Origin of the sequence: Actinomycetospora sp. CA-101289, from assembly GCF_050955895.1 — a bacterium.
Taxonomy (GTDB): Bacteria; Actinomycetota; Actinomycetes; order Mycobacteriales; family Pseudonocardiaceae; genus Actinomycetospora.
The window spans coordinates 2003309-2018788 of record NZ_CP192093.1 but is presented as its reverse complement, the minus strand read 5'-3'; the positions used below and the strand labels follow the sequence as shown (position 1 = coordinate 2018788).

The following is a 15480-nucleotide window of genomic DNA, read 5'->3' as shown; positions in this document are numbered from 1 at the left end:
GTCGGTGCGGTATCAAGGACTGAAGCAACTGCCCGGGGAGGACACCGTGGACCGACCGAGACGCTCCGCCGCGCCCTGGCTGTTCGGCCTCGCGGTCCTGCTCGGGCTGCTCTCGCCGGTCATCTTCCTCGCGGTGTGGGTGGCCGCCGGCGACGTCGAGGGCTTCGGCGTCGCGCTGCTCGCCGCCGTGGCCGACCTCGTCGCGGCCGCGGTCGCCGCGGTGGTCGCCACCGTCCTCGCGATCCGCCGGGGCGTCACCCGCGTCCGCACGGTCGTGCACGGCCACGCCCAGGGGCGCGCCGGGCGCATGGCCGAGCACGACAGCGCGCGCTGGCACCTCGCCCGCCGGCGCTTCGCCGACCTGCAGGCCGAGTACGCCGCGTTCGAGGCCGACCGGCACGCCGTCGCCGCGCGCCCGGCCCTCGCCGACGTCACGGTCCCCGCCACCGCGCGCTTCGTGCAGGCGATGGGCGACGCCGAGTTCCTCGCCACCGAGGCCGAGCCGGCCGGTCCGCGCCGGGCGGAGTTCAGCGTCGCCGTCGACCGAGCCGTCGAGGCGTGGGAGAGCGCCCAGCGCGTGGCCGAGGGGCTCGCGCAAGCTCGGCGCGAGGCCGCCGGGACCGCGCCCCCGGTACACGAGACCCGCGCCGTCGACCCCGCTCCCCCGCGGGTCGCGCCGCCCGGCTCGGAGTACACCCAGGCCGCCGAGGCCGTCCGTCGCGCCGCCGCCCGCGGGGCCCGCGATCTGCGCGACCGCCTGCGCACGTAGCCCTTTCCGCAGCGAACGGCCTATCGGCGTGCTCCCCTGAACTCGCTGCTTCTACGCGCGCGAAGTCCCCGTCGATCACCGCACTGCGTCCGCGAAGGCTCCCGGCGCCTCGACGAGCACGTAGTGCCCCGCGCCCGGCACGACGACGACGCGCCGGTCCGGGCGCAGCGCGGTGACGGTCTCGGCCGCGAGGTCCGGCGCGCCGCCCGCGACGACGAGCACCGGCATCGCCAGCGGGCGGGGGTCGGCGCGGTTCGCCGCCGCGTCGCGGTCCAGCGCGCGGTAGCGGCCCATCGCCGCGTCGAGGCGCCCGGACGGGGTGTACGCGGCGACGGCCTCGTCGAGCGGGAACGCCGGCGTCCCGGTGAAGCCCGCGAGGAACGCGCGGAGCCGGGGTCGCTCGGCGCGCTCCACGGTCCCCGGCGGCGCGTCGCCGAAGGCGCGCAGGTGCGGCGGGCCGCGCTCGGCCAGCCCGTAGCCCGGCACCCCGCCGCCCGAGAGCACCAGGCGCCCGACCTGCCCGGGGCGCGCGCGGGCCCAGGCGACCGCCGTCATCGCGCCGAGATCGTGGCCGACGACGGTCGCGGGCGGCAGGCGCAGGGCCACCGCGAGCGCGGCGAGGTCGCCCGCGAGGTCGCGCGTCGCGTAGGCGTCGGTCCCGGGCGGGGCGAGGCCCGAGCACCCGGCGCCGCGCAGGTCCGGCACGACGACGCGGTGGTTGGCGGCGAGATCGGTGGCGACGGCGCGCCAGGTCGCGGCGGTCTCGGGGAACCCGTGCAGGAGCACCACGACCGGCGCTGTCGGCGGTCCCGCCAGCGTCACGTGCAGCCGGACGCCGGGGACGTCGACGGCCTGCACCGATCCACCGGGCACGGCCGGCGCGCAGGAATCCGGGAGGGACACACCAGGGGCGCAGCCCGCGATCAGCGCCAGGACCACGGCCCCGAGCAGGGCGGACGTCCTCGCGACGAGGCGACCGGGGATCACGCTGCCCAGGATGACCCGCCGCCGCGAATCCGACCGATCGCCCCGGTGTCGGTGTTTGCCGTCACCCTCATCGGGCACCCGACGAGGACAGACCTGGTGAGTGGGAGCTGGGGAGCCTCCGCACACCGCATGGTCCGGGCCCGCCGTTCGGGGCGGCGGGCCCGGACCCCTCTACCTCAGGTCGGGGATCGCCCTCAGGCGAGGCGCCGGATCGTGTTCAGGTCGTCCATGCGCCGCTCGACGTTCGAGATCTTCACGTCGGAGCCGGTCTGCGGGGCCTCGATCATCTTGCCGCCGCCGATGTAGATGCCGACGTGGCTGACCGGGCTGTTGAAGAAGATGAGGTCGCCGGGCTGCATGCTGTCGGCGTCGACCGCCTGGCCCTCGGTCGCCTGCGCCCGCGAGGTGCGGGGCAGCTCGATGCCGGCGTGCTCGAACGCCCACTGCGTGAGGCCGGAGCAGTCGAAGCCGTCGGGGGTCGTGCCGCCCCAGACGTAGGGCACGCCGAGCTGGCTGCGCGCCGCGGCGATGGCCTGCGCGGCGACCGACGAGCCGGCCGACGACGGGGCCGCCTCGCCCTGGCTGTCCGACGACGCCGACAAGCGCTCGCTCTGGCGCTGCTGGTCCTGCTCGGCGGTGCGCGCGGCGGCCGCCCGCGAGTCGGGCGAGTCGTGCTTGATCGACGAGGTGCCGCTCGACGCCTGCGACACGACCGGGAGCACCGAGGACGTGGCGGCGTCGAGGGCCGGGGCGGCGGGCGCGAGGGCGAGGTTCGCCGACGCGAGCTGCGGAGAGATCGCGGTCTCGCCGGTGGCCGGCGGCGGCGCGTCGTCGCCGAGCAGCCCGTGCGTGGCCAGCCCGCCGGCGGTCGCGACGGCGCCGAGGGCGGCCAGCGACAGCCCGGCGGTGCGCGCGGCGCGGCCCAGGGGGTGCGACCCGGTCTGCTCGCCGTGGCCCCCGGAGCGGCCGGCCGGACGACCGTGCGCCGAACGCGCCCGCAGGTCGGCGGGCAGGACGCCCATCGAGCCGGTCGACGCGTCGTCGGGGGCACGGTGACGCCCGCCGGGGCGGGAGGTCGGGACCTGCGTCGGGACCGGGTCGATCTCGGGCAGCACAGCGGTCATGCGGTTCTCCTCGTCCGCCGGGCAGCGCACGTCGGAACCCGGGAGGCCGCTGGGGACGGCTCCGGGGTCCGCGGACGGCGTCGCCGCTGGGGAGCTGCGGCGCGACGTCGGTCACCCGCCCCGTCCTGGGAGGACTCGCGCTCCGGGGAGGCCGCCGGACGGGGAACCGGACGGAGCGGCCGAGCGCGCCGCCGGGCTGATGCTCGGCGACCACCAGAACGTAACCGATCCGTGACCAGACGGCGCCACGCCACACCGTCACAGCGCGCTCGCCGGTCGTCGCACCGCGCTCATCGGCAGACAGGCCGCACCCTGTGCCGCTCGTCGTGCCACTGACCCGAACCGGTGACGACGAGCGGCCTCGTTCACCCCCGGTCGCCGGAGTGCGGCCGTCCGGGGTGGGTCCGTCCGGGTGTCACAGCCGGTCGAGGAACGCCGCCGAGGCCTCGTCGACCACCGAGCGCACGAGCCCGGCGAGACCCGGGTGACGGGCGAGCGTGGGGTCGGCGCCGACCACCTCGCGGGCCTCGTCACGGGCCTCCGCGACGAGGTCGGCGTGCTTGAGCACCGAGAGCATGTGCAGCCCCGAGCGGCGCCCCGACTGCTGAGCGCCGAGGACGTCGCCCTCGTCACGGACCTCGAGGTCGAGCCGCGACACCTCGAAGCCGTCGGGCGTCGCGGCGAGGCGCTCGAGCCGCGCGAGCGCCGGCGAGCCCTCGGCGGCCTCGGTGACGAACAGGCAGGAGGACGCCGCCGATCCGCGCCCGACCCGACCGCGCAGCTGGTGCAGCTGCGAGACCCCGAAGCGGTCGGCGTCCATGATGATCATCATCGTGGCGTTGGGGACGTCGACGCCGACCTCGATCACCGTGGTCGCCACCAGCACGTCCACCTTGCCCTCGCCGAACGCCCGCATCACCGCGTCCTTCTCGTCGGTGGGCATCCGGCCGTGCAGGATCTCCAGCCGCAGCCCGGCGAGCGGCCCCTCGGCGAGCATCGGCCCGACCTCGGCCACCGCGAGCGGCGGGCGCGCCTCCGCCTCCGGGCCCTCGCCCTCGGTGTCGCGCTCGGGGTCGAGCAGGTCGCCGGCCGGCGGCGGGGCCTCCTCCTCCCCCGGCTCGCCGCCCTCCTCACCGATCCGCGGGCAGACGACGTACACCTGGTGGCCGGCGGCGACCTCCTCGTGCACCCGCTCCCACGCCCGGTCGAGCCAGCGGGGCCGCACGCCCGCCGGCACCGCGACGGTGGCGATGGGCTGGCGGCCCGCGGGCAGCTCGGTGAGCTCGGAGGTGTCGAGGTCGCCGTAGAGCGTGAGGGCGACCGTGCGCGGGATCGGCGTCGCGGTCATGACGAGCACGTGCGGCGTGGTGTCGCCCGGCCGCGAGCGCAGCTCGTCGCGCTGGTGCACCCCGAAGCGGTGCTGCTCGTCGACGACGACGAGCCCGAGGTCGGCGAAGCCCACGCCCTGCTGGATCACCGCGTGGGTGCCGACGACGATGCCGGCGGCCCCCGACTGGGCGTCGAGCAGCGCCTCGCGGCGGGCCTTGGCGCCCAGCGACCCGGTGAGCAGCGTGATGCGCGTGGCGCCCGCGGGGTCCGCGTCCAGCTCGCCCGCCCGGCCCAGCGACCCGAGCATCGCCCGCAGCGAGCGCGCGTGCTGGGACGCCAGCACCTCGGTCGGCGCGAGCAGCACCGCCTGCCGGCCGGCGTCGACGACCTGCAGCATCGCCCGCAGGGCCACGATCGTCTTGCCCGAGCCGACGTCGCCCTGCAGCAGGCGGTTGAGCGGCTCGCCACCCGCCAGCGCGGTGGACAGCGACTCGCCCACCTCGCGCTGGGACGCGGTGAGGGCGAACGGCAGCCGTGCGTCGAACGCCGCGGCGAGCCCGTCGTCGCGGCGCGGGCACAGCGGCGCCGGCCGGGTGGTCGCGCTCGCCCGCCGGCCGGCCATGGCGAGCTGCAGGCCGAACGCCTCGTCCCACACGAGACGGCGGCGGGCGGCCTTCTGCTCGTCCCAGGTGTCGGGCAGGTGCACGCGGCGCAGCGCGTCGCCCAGCGACGCCAGGCCGTGGCTGGCGCGCAGCACCTCGGGCAGAGGGTCCTCGGGGTCGTCGAGCACGTCGAGCACCTGGCGCACGGCCATCATCACCGACCAGGAGCGCAGCTTCTTGGTGGCCGGGTAGATGGGGATGAGGCCCGGCAGGTCGGCGCTGACGCCCGCGCCCAGCACGATGAACTCCGGGGCGGCGAGCTGCCACTTGTCGCGGTAGCGGCTCAGGTCCCCCGAGAACAGCGCCTTCGTGCCCGGCTGGAGGTCGCGCTCGCGGTAGGGCTGGTTGAAGAACGTGCACGTGAAGCGCTGGGCGCCCACCGAGATCGTGGCCTCGGTGATGTGGCCCTTGCGCTGGCGCATGCGCCGGCCGGTGACCGCGTCCACCGTGCCGAGCAGCGTGACGTGCTCGCCGGGACGGAACCGCTGGTCCTCGCGCTCGGAGGCGTGGGTCACGGTCGCGTGCGCGATGTACTTGCGCGGGTAGTGGCGCAGCAGGTCGCCCACCGTGTGCAGCTCGAGCTGGCGGGCGAGGGGCTTGGCGGTCTTGTCGCCCAGCGCCGTGAGCAGCGACGTCTCCATGCCGACCACGTCCCCGAGGATGTCACCCCGGACCGACAGCGGCCGCCGGTGACCCGCCCCGCGATCGTCCGGCGACCCCGCCACCCGGCCCGGCGCGCGTCCTCGGTTACGCTGGTCGGGATGCGCACCGCCGGTTGGCGGGTCGCGCGTGCGGAAATCGTCAGCGTGTCGAGGAGTTCAGCCGTGAGTGCCGTGTGTGACGTGTGCGCGAAGGGCCCGGGTTTCGGGAAGTCGGTGTCGCACTCGCACGTGCGCACGAACCGCCGCTGGAACCCGAACGTGCAGACCGTGCACGCCCGCCTGGGCAACGGCAACCGCCAGCGGATGAACGTGTGCACGTCCTGCCTCAAGGCCGGCAAGGTCGCCCGCTGACCTCGCGTCAGCACCCTTAGCCCCACCCAGCGCGCAGTCGTCCTGGACGGCCGCGCGTTCGGCGTCTCCGGTTCCCTCAGGCGGACTCGAGCAGGTCGTCGAACTCGCCGTCCTTGGCGCCGAGGACGAACGCCGTCATCTCCGCGCGCGTGTAGACGAGCACGGGCCCCTCGCGGTGCCCGGAGTTCCGCACGGCCACCCCGCCGTCGGGCAGCGGCGCGACCTCCACACCCTCCACACCTGCGCTCTGCGGGTCGCGGTGACTGCTCTCGCGCCAGGTCAGACCGGCCGTGTCGACGTGCGGCACCTCGGGCACGAGCCCTCCCCCGGAACGTGCACCGGCTCTCGGTCGGTGCATGTGCTCTTGCATCGGCAATCTACGTGGGCGAGTATCGGGGCCGTCGCGAACGTCGGGCGGAGCGACGAACGGAGGTCGGCGTGAGCCAGCCGGGTCACCCGCGGTCAGCGGGGCGGGCTCCCGCGCCGCTGCGTGTGGCCTCCCAACGGCTCACCGATGAGGAGGCGCGCGCCGCCGCGCCCGCCGCCCCGACCGGTCCGATGCCGAGCGTGCCGCCCCGGGCCGCCGACCCCGGGGGCCCGTACCGCGGCGCGGTCGCGGCACCCCCCGCGCCCGTCATCGCCCGGCCCGCCCTGCCCGTCGTCGCCCCGGTCCCGCGGCGGCGGATGAGCGACCTGTGGCGCCTGGTGTTCGCGCGCCGCCGCGCCGGGCGCCACCGCCCGGAGACCACGCCCCCGCAGGGCTGGAGCATGTTCGCTCCGCAGCGCCGGCGTCCCCCGGGCCGGCGCTGGGGCCGGCGCTGAGCCGGTCCGGGGCCTAGGGCAGGCGCCAGTCGATCGGGTCGTCGCCGAGCTCGGTCAGGTGCTCGTCCACGCGGCTGAACGGCCGCGATCCGAAGAACCCGCGGTCGGCCGACATCGGGCTCGGGTGCGCCGACTCGACGGTGGGCACGTCCTCGCCGAGCAGCGGCTTCACCGTCTGCGCGTCGCGCCCCCACAACACCGCCACCAGCGGCTGGTCGAGACGGGCGACGAGGGCCTCCACCGCGGCCTCGGTGACCTTCTCCCACCCCTTCGCGCGGTGCGATCCGGGCGCGCCGGGCTCGACGGTGAGCACCCTGTTGAGCAGCAGGACGCCGTTGGCCGCCCAGGGCGAGAGGTCGCCGCTGGTGGGCGGCGGGTGCCCGAGGTCGCTCGCGTACTCGCGGAAGATGTTCTGCAGGCTCTTGGGCAGCGGGCGCACGTCGGGCGCCACCGAGAACGACAGGCCCACCGCGTGCCCCGGCGTCGGGTAGGGGTCCTGCCCCATCACCAGCACGCGCACCTGGTCGAAGGGCTGCTGGAACGCGCGCAGCACGTTCGCGCCCGCCGGCAGGTACTTCCGCCCGGCCGCCACCTCGGAGCGCAGGAAGTCGCCCATGGCGCCGATGGTGTCCTCGACCGGGGCGAGCGCCTCGGCCCACCCGGCCTCGACGGTCTCTGCGAGGGGACGGGCCACGCTGGTGCCTCCGTGGGTCGGGTCGGGCGGTCGGCCGACGCTAGCGCCCGACCGTGGGCGTGCCGTGGCCACCCGGGGCCGCAGCCGTGATCACCAGCTGGCGGGCGAAGCAGATGCTGGCCGGGGCGTCGCGGTAGACGCCGAACCCCGGCATCCCGGCGTAGCCCCGGGCCTCGTAGAACGCGATCGCCTCGGGCTGCGCGCTGCCCGTCTCGAGCACCATCCGCCGGCACCCGGCCGCCCGGGCCGTGCGCTCCAGCTCCGCGAGCACGGCGGTCGCCAGCCCCTGGCGCCGGCGGGCGGGGTCGACCCACATGCGCTTGATCTCGGCGTCGCCCGGGCGCAGCACGCCGCGGTCGGCGTCGGCGATCGTCGCGTCGTCGTGCCGTCGCCACCCCCCGCAGCACACCGGCCCGGAGCCCGGCGGGCTCCCGAGCACGAAGATCCCGCGCGGCGGCGCGAACTCGGCGGGGTCGACGGGCGTGGCGTCGGCGCCGCCGTAGCGCTCGACGTAGAAGGCCTGGACGGCGTCGACGAAGCGCACGCTCTCCGGGTCGTCGTAGGCGGCGACGCGGAACGACACCGCCCGATCCGAGCGAAGGGCCCCTCCGCTCGACTGTTCCGAGCGAACGGGCCCTTCGGTCGGCACGGGCGCGGTCAGTCGATCAGCTCGTACGCCGGGAGGGTGAGGAACTCGACGTAGTCGTCGGCGAGCGCCACCGACTCGAACACGTCGCGCGCGTCCTGCCAGCGGCCCTTCTCGAAGGTCTCCTCGCCGACGGCGTCCTTGATCTTCTCGAGCTCCTCGCCGATCACCTGGCGGACGAGCTCGGGCGTCACCTTCTGCCCGTCCTCGAGCGCGATGTCGTTGTGGATCCACTGCCAGATCTGCGAGCGCGAGATCTCGGCGGTGGCGGCGTCCTCCATCATGTTGAAGATGCCGGCCGCGCCGGTGCCCGAGAGCCAGGACTGGATGTACTGCAGGCCCACCGAGACGTCGTTGCGCAGGCCCGCCTCGGTGATGTCGCCCGGCGTCGAGGCCACGTCGAGCAGCTCCGCGGCGCCGACGCGCACGTCCTCACGAGTCTTCTCGAGCTGGTTGGGGCGGTCACCGAGGACCCTGGTGAACTCCTCCTCGCAGATCTCCACCAGGTCGGGGTGCGCCACCCACGAGCCGTCGTAGCCGTCGCCGGCCTCGCGGGCCTTGTCCTCGTGGACCTTGGCCATGGCCTTCTCGTTGGCCTCGGGGTCCTTGCGCGAGGGGATGAACGCGGCCATGCCGCCGATCGCGAACGCGCCGCGCTTGTGGCAGGTGCGCACGAGCAGCTCGGAGTAGGCGCGCATGAACGGCACGGTCATGCCGACCGAGTTGCGGTCGGGCAGGACGAAGTCGCGGCCCTGCTCGCGGAAGTTCTTGATCACCGAGAACAGGTAGTCCCACCGCCCGGCGTTGAGGCCCGACGCGTGGTCGCGCAGCTCGTAGAGGATCTCCTCCATCTCGAACGCCGCGGTGATCGTCTCGATGAGCACCGTCGCCCGGACGGTGCCCTGCGGGACGCCGAGCAGGTCCTGCGCCTTGGTGAACACGTCGTTCCAGAGCCGCGCCTCGAGGTGCGACTCCATCTTCGGCAGGTAGTAGTACGGCCCGCTGCCGCGGTCGACCAGCTTCTTCGCGTTGTGGAAGAAGTAGAGGCCGAAGTCGACGAGTCCGCCGGCGATCTTCTCGCCGTCGACGGTGATGTGCTTCTCGTCGAGGTGCCACCCGCGGGGACGCAGCACGACGGTCGGCTGGGCGTCGGCCGTGACCTCGTAGTGCTTGCCCTCGGGGCTGTCGAAGGTCAGCTTGCCGTCGCCGGACTGGGCGTCGATGAGGTTGACCTGCCCCGAGATCACCAGCTCCCAGGTGGGCGCGTGGGAGTCCTCGAAGTCGGCGAGCCACACCTTCGCGCCCGAGTTCAGCGCGTTGATCGTCATCTTGCGGTCGGTGGGACCGGTCATCTCGACGCGGCGGTCGCGCAGGTCGGCGGGCGCCTCGGCGACGGTCCAGTCGCCGTCGCGGACCTCCTGGGTCTCGGGCAGGAAGTCCAGCGTGCCGGTGCGCGCGATCTCGGCGCGGCGCTCGCGGCGGCGCTCCAGGAGCTGGAGGCGCGTCGGCTGCGCGTGCCGGTGCAGCTCGGCGAGGAACGCCAGCGCGTCGTCGGTGAGCACCTCCTCCTGGCGTTCGACGGTGTAACCCGACACCTCGACACCGGTGGCCATGGTTGAACGCTCCTTCACGACGGGACGGTGTTGCTTGGCTCTTTTCTACATCACGGAAGTTGACTTCCGCAATGCGGAATGATGGAGTGATCGCGTCCGTGACCCTCGTCATGGGCGTACCCGGGGAGGAGGGGCCCGATGCCGTCGGTGCAGTCGCTGACCCGCGCACTCGACCTGCTCGACCACCTGGCCGACGCCGGGGGCCGCGCGACGCTCTCCGAGCTCGCCGCCGCCTCCGGCCTGCCCGCTGCGAGCGTCCACCGGCTGCTCGCCACCCTCGTCGCCCAGGGCCACGTGCGCCGCGAGGCCGGCCGCCGCTACGCGCTGGGCCCGCGGCTGGTGCGCCTCGGCGACGTCGCGGGCCAGGTGCTCGGCGAGGGCGTCGGGCCGGTGCTGCGCGAGCTGGTCGCGGTCACCGGCGAGTCGGCCAACCTCGCGGGCCTCGACGGCGACGCCGCGGTGTACCTCGCACAGGCCGCGTCGCCGCACCCGATGCGCATGTTCACCGAGATCGGGCGCCGCGTGCCGCTGCACGCCACCGGGGTCGGCAAGGCGCTGCTCGCGGCCATGGCGCCGGACGCCGCCGACGCCCTCGTCGCGCGCACCGGCATGCCCGCCCGCACCCCGGCCACCCTCACCGACCCCGCGGCGCTGCGCGAGGAGCTCGCCGCCGCGCGCGGACGGGGCTGGGTGCTCGACGAGGGCGAGCAGGAGGTCGGCGTGCGCTGCGTCGCGGCGCCGGTGCCGGGCGCGCCGACGCCGTGCGCGGTGTCGGTGTCCGGGCCCGCGGCGCGGTTCTCGCCCGCCGAGGCCGAGCGCGCCGGGCCCGCCGTCGTGGCCGCCGCCGCCCGCCTGGGCCTGGAGCTGGCGGGGCTGCCCGACGACGATCCGAGCGAAGGGCCCCTTCGCTCGACTGTTCTGAGCGACGGTGCCCTTCGCTCGGAACGGGGCGCACGGTGACCCCGCCGATCGCCGTCTGCTGGGACGTGGACGGCACGCTGCTGCGCGCCGGGCGCGTCGGGGGGTCGGTCCTGCGCGCCGCGTTCGCCGAGGTCACCGGCCTGGACGCGCCCGAGGGCGTCGTCATGGGCGGGCTCACCGACCGCCTCGTGGCCGACGCCTACCGGGACCTGCTGCCGCGCGAGGCCGCCGCGGCGCTGCACGCCCGCGGCGACGAGTACGGGGTGTCCTTCGCCGCCGCCGTCACCCGGGCCTGGGCCGGGCGGGACGCGGAGCTGGCCGCCGTCACCGCCCCCCTGCCCGGAGTGCCCGAGACCGTCGCCGCGCTCGCGGCCGAGCCGGAGGTGACCCAGGTCGTGGTCACCGGCAACGTGCGGGCGGGCGCCGAGGCCAAGCTGCGGGCCGCCGGGCTCGCCGACCCGGACGGGCCGCTCGACCTCGACCGCGGCGCCTACGGCCACCTCGGCGGTCCCCGCTCGACCCTCGTGCACGCGGCCCGCGCCGCCCTCGAGGCCCACCACGACGCCCCCGTGGTCCTGGTGGTCGTGGGCGACACCCCGCGCGACGTCGAGGCCGCGCACGCCGCCGGCGCGATCGCCGTCGGCGTCGCCACCGGCGCCGCGAGCGTCGACGATCTGCACGCCTCCGGTGCCGAGCACGTGTTCGGCGACCTGTCCGACCCGCGCCGTCTGGTGGCGGTGGTCCGTGGCACGCGCGAGGATTGGTCGCACACCACCCGAGGAGGCTCGTGATGCCCGAGCGCACGATGGAGACCCCCCACGGTGGCACCGGGAACGACGCCCCCGAGGCCGCGACCCCGGCCGCGGACGTGGGACCGCAGCTGGCCCGGGCCTTCCGCGATGTCCTGCCCGCGGACCTGGTGATCACCGACGAGGTCGGCCGCCGCAGTTACGAGTGCGACGGGCTCACCGGCTTCCGCCAGGTCCCGGTCCTGGTCGTGCTGCCGCGCACCGCCGAGGAGGTCGCCGCCTGCGTGCGGATCTGCGCCCGCCACGGCGTGCCGTTCGTCGCGCGCGGCGCGGGCACGGGCCTGTCCGGCGGGGCGATGCCCGTCGCCGACGGCGTGGTGATCTCGCTGCAGAAGCTGCGGCGCATCCTCGAGATCGACGTGGAGAACCGGCGCGCGGTGCTCGAGCCCGGCGTCTACAACCTCGAGATCTCCAAGGCCGCCGCGCCCTGCGGCCTCTACTACGCCCCCGACCCGTCCAGCCAGCAGGTCTGCACCATCGGCGGCAACGTCGCGGAGAACTCCGGCGGCGCCCACTGCCTGAAGTACGGCTTCACCACCAACCACGTGCTGGAGATGGAGGTCGTGCTCGCCGACGGGTCGGTGGTCACGCTCGGCGGCCCCACCGGCGAGCAGGCCGGCCCCGACCTGCGCGGGCTGTTCATCGGCTCCGAGGGCACGCTGGGCGTCTGCACCCGCGTCACCGTGCGGCTGCTGCAGACCCCGGAGACGGTGCGCACGGTCCTCGCCGACTTCCCCTCGGTGGAGGCGGCCGGCGACACCGTCGGCGACATCGTCGACGAGGCGATCATCCCCGCCGCGGTCGAGATGATGGACTCGCTGGCGATGGAGGCCTCCGAGGCCGCGACCGGCGCCGGGCTCACCGTCGACGCCCCCGCCGCCCTGATCATCGAGCTGGACGGGCCCGCCGACGAGGTCGAGGCCGAGTTCGAGCAGCTCACGGCCATCTGCACGCGCCACGGCGCCACGCGCCAGCACGTGCCCCAGGCGGCCGAGGAGCGCCAGAAGGTGTGGAAGGGCCGCAAGGCCGCCTTCGCCGCCGTCGGCCGGATCAGCCCCGACTACATCGTCCAGGACGGCGTGGTGCCGCGGACCCGGCTGGCCGAGGTGCTCGCCCGCATCGCGGACATGGGCCGCGACGCCGGGCTGCGCGTCGCCAACGTCTTCCACGCGGGCGACGGCAACCTGCACCCGCTGGTGCTCTACTCGGAGGCGGCCGGCGAGCACCACGCGGCCGAGAAGCTCTCCACCGACATCGCCGAGCTGTGCGTCGAGCTGGGCGGGTCGCTCTCGGGCGAGCACGGCATCGGCACCGACAAGGCGTGCTCGATGCCGAAGATGTTCTCCGAGGACGACCTCAACGTCATGCACCGCGTGCGGCTCGCCTTCGACCCGGACTCCCGCTGCAACCCCGGCAAGCTCTTCCCGACGCCCCGGCTCTGCGGCGAGCGCCCGGGCAAGTACAGCCCCCATCCCCTCGAGGAAGCGGGAGTGATCGAGCGCCTGTGACCACCACCGTCACGCCGACCACCGTCGACGAGGTCCGTGCCGCCGTCCTCGACCGCCCCGGCACCCTCCGCATCGCCGGCGCGGGCACCGCCCACGACTGGGCGGGCACGCCGGAGCCCGTCGACACGGTGCTCGACACCGCCGGACTCGCCGGGATCGTCACCCACAACCCCGGCGACATGACCGTCGAGGTCGGGGCCGGCACGCCGCTGCGCGACCTGCAGGCCGAGCTCGCCCCGCACCACCAGCGCGTGGCCGTCGACCCCGCGCGCACCGCCGACGGCGCCACCGTCGGCGGGCTGTTCGCCACGGCCGACGCCGGCCCGCGCGCGCTGCAGTACGGCTCGCTGCGCGACCTCGTCATCGGCGCGACGCTCGTGCTCGCCGACGGCACCGTGGCGCACTCGGGCGGCCACGTCATCAAGAACGTCGCCGGCTACGACCTCACCAAGCTCCTGCACGGCGCCCACGGGACGCTCGGCGTGCTCGTCCGGCTCGTGCTGCGCCTGCACCCCGCGCCGGAGGCGGCGATCACCGTCGCGGTGCCGTGCGCGCGGGCGGCGATGGCCGACGTGGCCCGCCGCGTCGCCGACAGCCCCGTCGAGCCCGTCGCGGTCGAGTGGCTCGCCGACGACCACGGCGGCCGGCTGCTCGTGATGATCGAGGGCTCGACGGCGGGCGCGGCCTCGCGCGCCGAGCGCCTCGTCGGGATCGTCGGCGACGGCGCCGCGGTGCTCCCCGACGACGACGCCGCGGCCGCCTGGGAGACGCACGCCGCCACCGTGCGCCGGCGCGCCGACGACCGGGCGGTGCTCCGCTGCGGCGTGACGCCCTCGGAGCTCACCGACGTCCTCGACGCGCTCGGCGAGGTGGCCGCCCTGAGCGACGTCACCGCGTCGCCGCGCACCGGCGTCGCCACCGTCGGGCTGCCCGCGGACGCCGACGTCGTGGCCGAGGCGCACCGGCAGGTCGCCGCGGCCGGCGGCACGTCGTCGCTGCGCCAGCGGCCTCCCGGCGCGACCCTGCCCGCCTTCGGGCCGGCACCGACCTCGGCGGCGCTGCTGCGCGCCGTCGCCACGTCCCTCGACCCCGACCAGCGCTTCGGCCGCGGGCGCCTCGCCCCGTGGATCCCGGCGCCCCAGCCGAGCGGAGTCAGCGCATGACCATCCACCCGACCGCCGGTCCCTCCCCCGACTTCTCCTCCGAGCGCGGCGAGAAGGCCGCCCCGGAGCGCGCCGACGTCCTCGGCGGCGAGTTCGGCTCGTTCGACGACCACCACCCGCCGGCGCAGGAGCTGCTCGACGACTGCGTGCACTGTGGCTTCTGCCTGCCGACGTGCCCCACCTACGCGCTGTGGGGCGAGGAGATGGACTCCCCGCGCGGGCGCATCTACCTCATGGAGATGGCGGAGAAGGGCGAGATCCCGCTCGAGGGCTCGTTCACCACGCACATGGACCGCTGTCTGGGCTGCATGGCCTGCGTGACGGCCTGCCCGTCGGGCGTGCAGTACGACCGGCTGCTCGAGGCCACCCGCCCGCAGATCGAGCGGAACGTGGTGCGGTCGCGGTCGGACCGCTGGTTCCGCGAGGCGATCTTCACGCTGTTCCCCTACAAGCGCCGCCTGCGCGCGGCGTCGATCGGCGGCGCGCTGTACCAGAAGCTGCGGCCGAAGAGCATGGACCGGCTGCTGGCGAGGGTCCCGGAGCGGTTCGCCCGGCTCGTGGCGATGGAGTCGCTGCTGCCGCCGGTGAGCGTGCGCCAGGCGTTCCGGCGGATGCCCGAGCGCACCCCGGCCGTCGGCGAGCGCCGGGGCCGGGTCGGGCTGCTCACCGGGTGCGTGCAGGACGTCTTCTTCCACCCGGTCAACGAGGCCACCGCCCGCGTGCTCGCCGCCGAGGGCTGGGACGTCATCGCGCCGCGCGAGCAGGCGTGCTGCGGGGCGCTGGGACTGCACGCGGGCCGCGAGGCCGAGGCGATCGAGCGGGCGAAGAAGCTCATCGCGGTGTTCGAGCGCGCCGGGGTCGACACGATCGCCACCAACGTCGCCGGCTGCGGGTCGTCGATGAAGGAGTACGGCGAGCTGCTGGCCGACGACCCGGAGTGGGCGGAGCGCGCGTCGGCGTTCGCGGCGAAGGTCCGCGACATCTCCGAGGTCGTCGACGCGACGCTCGCCGACGCCCGCGCGCGCCGGCACCCCATCGAGGCGAAGGTCGTCTACCACGACGCCTGCCACCTGGGGCACGCGCAGAAGATCCGCACGGAGCCGCGCCGGGTGCTGCGCGCGATCCCGGGCGTCGAGCTGGTCGAGCTGCCCGAGGCCGAGATCTGCTGCGGGTCGGCGGGGATCTACAACATGCTCCAGCCCGAGGCCGCGGGCGACCTCGGGCGGCGCAAGGCCGACAACATCCGCGGGACCGGGGCCGACGTGCTGGTCACGGCCAACCCGGGGTGCCTGCTGCAGATCCGCAAGTACCTCGACGGCGAGCTGCCGATGCTGCACCCGATCCAGCTGATCGACGCCTCGATCCGCGGCGTCCGCCCGCCGGAGATGGGCTGACCGTCCTACGTGCGTGATCTTCTGAG

At 75.4% G+C, this 15480-nt stretch carries 15 protein-coding genes; 8 read left to right on the top strand and 7 right to left on the bottom strand.

Going from position 1 to position 15480, the window contains the following annotated elements:
- Positions 1–46 precede the first annotated feature (46 nt).
- A complete protein-coding gene (locus tag ACQPX6_RS10000) occupies positions 47–769 on the top strand; it encodes a hypothetical protein (protein WP_433787155.1) in 723 nt (240 codons plus the stop codon).
- 75 nt (positions 770–844) lie between these two features.
- On the opposite strand, the gene ACQPX6_RS09995 is transcribed toward ACQPX6_RS10000, so the two are convergent.
- From ACQPX6_RS09995 to recG, 3 genes are all read right to left on the bottom strand, one after another.
- On the bottom strand, positions 845–1756 hold the full coding sequence (locus tag ACQPX6_RS09995) for an alpha/beta fold hydrolase (RefSeq protein WP_433787154.1): 912 nt from the start codon (positions 1754–1756) through the stop codon (positions 845–847).
- Between the two features lie 194 nt (positions 1757–1950).
- Positions 1951–2880, bottom strand: a complete 930-nt coding sequence (locus ACQPX6_RS09990; RefSeq protein ID WP_433787153.1) for a C40 family peptidase — start codon at positions 2878–2880, stop codon at positions 1951–1953.
- Between the two features lie 415 nt (positions 2881–3295).
- A complete protein-coding gene (gene recG / locus ACQPX6_RS09985; RefSeq protein ID WP_433788236.1) occupies positions 3296–5512 on the bottom strand; it encodes an ATP-dependent DNA helicase RecG in 2217 nt (738 codons plus the stop codon).
- Positions 5513–5695: 183 nt separating this feature from the next.
- On the opposite strand from recG, the gene rpmB reads away from it, so the two are divergent.
- Positions 5696–5884, top strand: coding sequence for a large ribosomal subunit protein bL28 (rpmB, locus tag ACQPX6_RS09980; RefSeq protein ID WP_433787152.1), 189 nt, complete (start codon positions 5696–5698; stop codon positions 5882–5884).
- 76 nt (positions 5885–5960) lie between these two features.
- Here the strand turns inward: rpmB and ACQPX6_RS09975 are convergent, their stop codons facing one another.
- Complete coding sequence (locus ACQPX6_RS09975; RefSeq protein WP_433787151.1) at positions 5961–6242, bottom strand: DUF397 domain-containing protein; 282 nt, start codon at positions 6240–6242, stop codon at positions 5961–5963.
- 80 nt (positions 6243–6322) lie between these two features.
- Here ACQPX6_RS09975 and ACQPX6_RS09970 point away from each other — a divergent pair, with 80 nt between their 5' ends.
- Positions 6323–6706 carry a hypothetical protein gene (locus ACQPX6_RS09970; RefSeq protein WP_433787150.1) on the top strand — a complete coding sequence of 128 codons (384 nt, stop codon included), beginning with the start codon at positions 6323–6325 and terminating at the stop codon, positions 6704–6706.
- 13 nt (positions 6707–6719) lie between these two features.
- Here the strand turns inward: ACQPX6_RS09970 and ACQPX6_RS09965 are convergent, their stop codons facing one another.
- From ACQPX6_RS09965 to aceB, 3 genes are all read right to left on the bottom strand, one after another.
- A complete protein-coding gene (locus ACQPX6_RS09965) occupies positions 6720–7400 on the bottom strand; it encodes a uracil-DNA glycosylase (protein ID WP_433787149.1) in 681 nt (226 codons plus the stop codon).
- Between the two features lie 40 nt (positions 7401–7440).
- The gene (locus tag ACQPX6_RS09960) at positions 7441–7983 is read right to left on the bottom strand and encodes a GNAT family N-acetyltransferase (protein WP_433787148.1); all 543 of its coding nucleotides are present in this window, start codon (positions 7981–7983) and stop codon (positions 7441–7443) included.
- A 74-nt stretch (positions 7984–8057) separates the two neighbouring features.
- Complete coding sequence (gene aceB, locus ACQPX6_RS09955; RefSeq protein WP_433787147.1) at positions 8058–9659, bottom strand: malate synthase A; 1602 nt, start codon at positions 9657–9659, stop codon at positions 8058–8060.
- Between the two features lie 138 nt (positions 9660–9797).
- Here aceB and ACQPX6_RS09950 point away from each other — a divergent pair, with 138 nt between their 5' ends.
- Genes ACQPX6_RS09950 through ACQPX6_RS09930 form a run of 5 tightly spaced genes read left to right on the top strand, consistent with a single transcriptional unit; the run spans position 9798 to position 15454 of the window.
- Entirely contained in the window at positions 9798–10619 is an 822-nt protein-coding gene (locus ACQPX6_RS09950; RefSeq protein WP_433787146.1) for an IclR family transcriptional regulator, read from the top strand.
- The gene (locus ACQPX6_RS09945; protein WP_433787145.1) at positions 10616–11371 is read left to right on the top strand and encodes an HAD family hydrolase; all 756 of its coding nucleotides are present in this window, start codon (positions 10616–10618) and stop codon (positions 11369–11371) included. Before ACQPX6_RS09950 ends, ACQPX6_RS09945 begins: the two co-directional genes overlap by 4 nt.
- Complete coding sequence (locus ACQPX6_RS09940) at positions 11371–12897, top strand: FAD-binding oxidoreductase (RefSeq protein WP_433787144.1); 1527 nt, start codon at positions 11371–11373, stop codon at positions 12895–12897. The genes ACQPX6_RS09945 and ACQPX6_RS09940 overlap by 1 nt, the downstream gene beginning before the upstream one ends.
- Positions 12894–14060 carry an FAD-binding oxidoreductase gene (locus ACQPX6_RS09935; RefSeq protein ID WP_433787143.1) on the top strand — a complete coding sequence of 389 codons (1167 nt, stop codon included), beginning with the start codon at positions 12894–12896 and terminating at the stop codon, positions 14058–14060. The genes ACQPX6_RS09940 and ACQPX6_RS09935 overlap by 4 nt, the downstream gene beginning before the upstream one ends.
- The gene (locus ACQPX6_RS09930) at positions 14057–15454 is read left to right on the top strand and encodes a (Fe-S)-binding protein (RefSeq protein WP_433787142.1); all 1398 of its coding nucleotides are present in this window, start codon (positions 14057–14059) and stop codon (positions 15452–15454) included. Before ACQPX6_RS09935 ends, ACQPX6_RS09930 begins: the two co-directional genes overlap by 4 nt.
- The last annotated feature ends 26 nt before the right edge of the window (positions 15455–15480 follow it).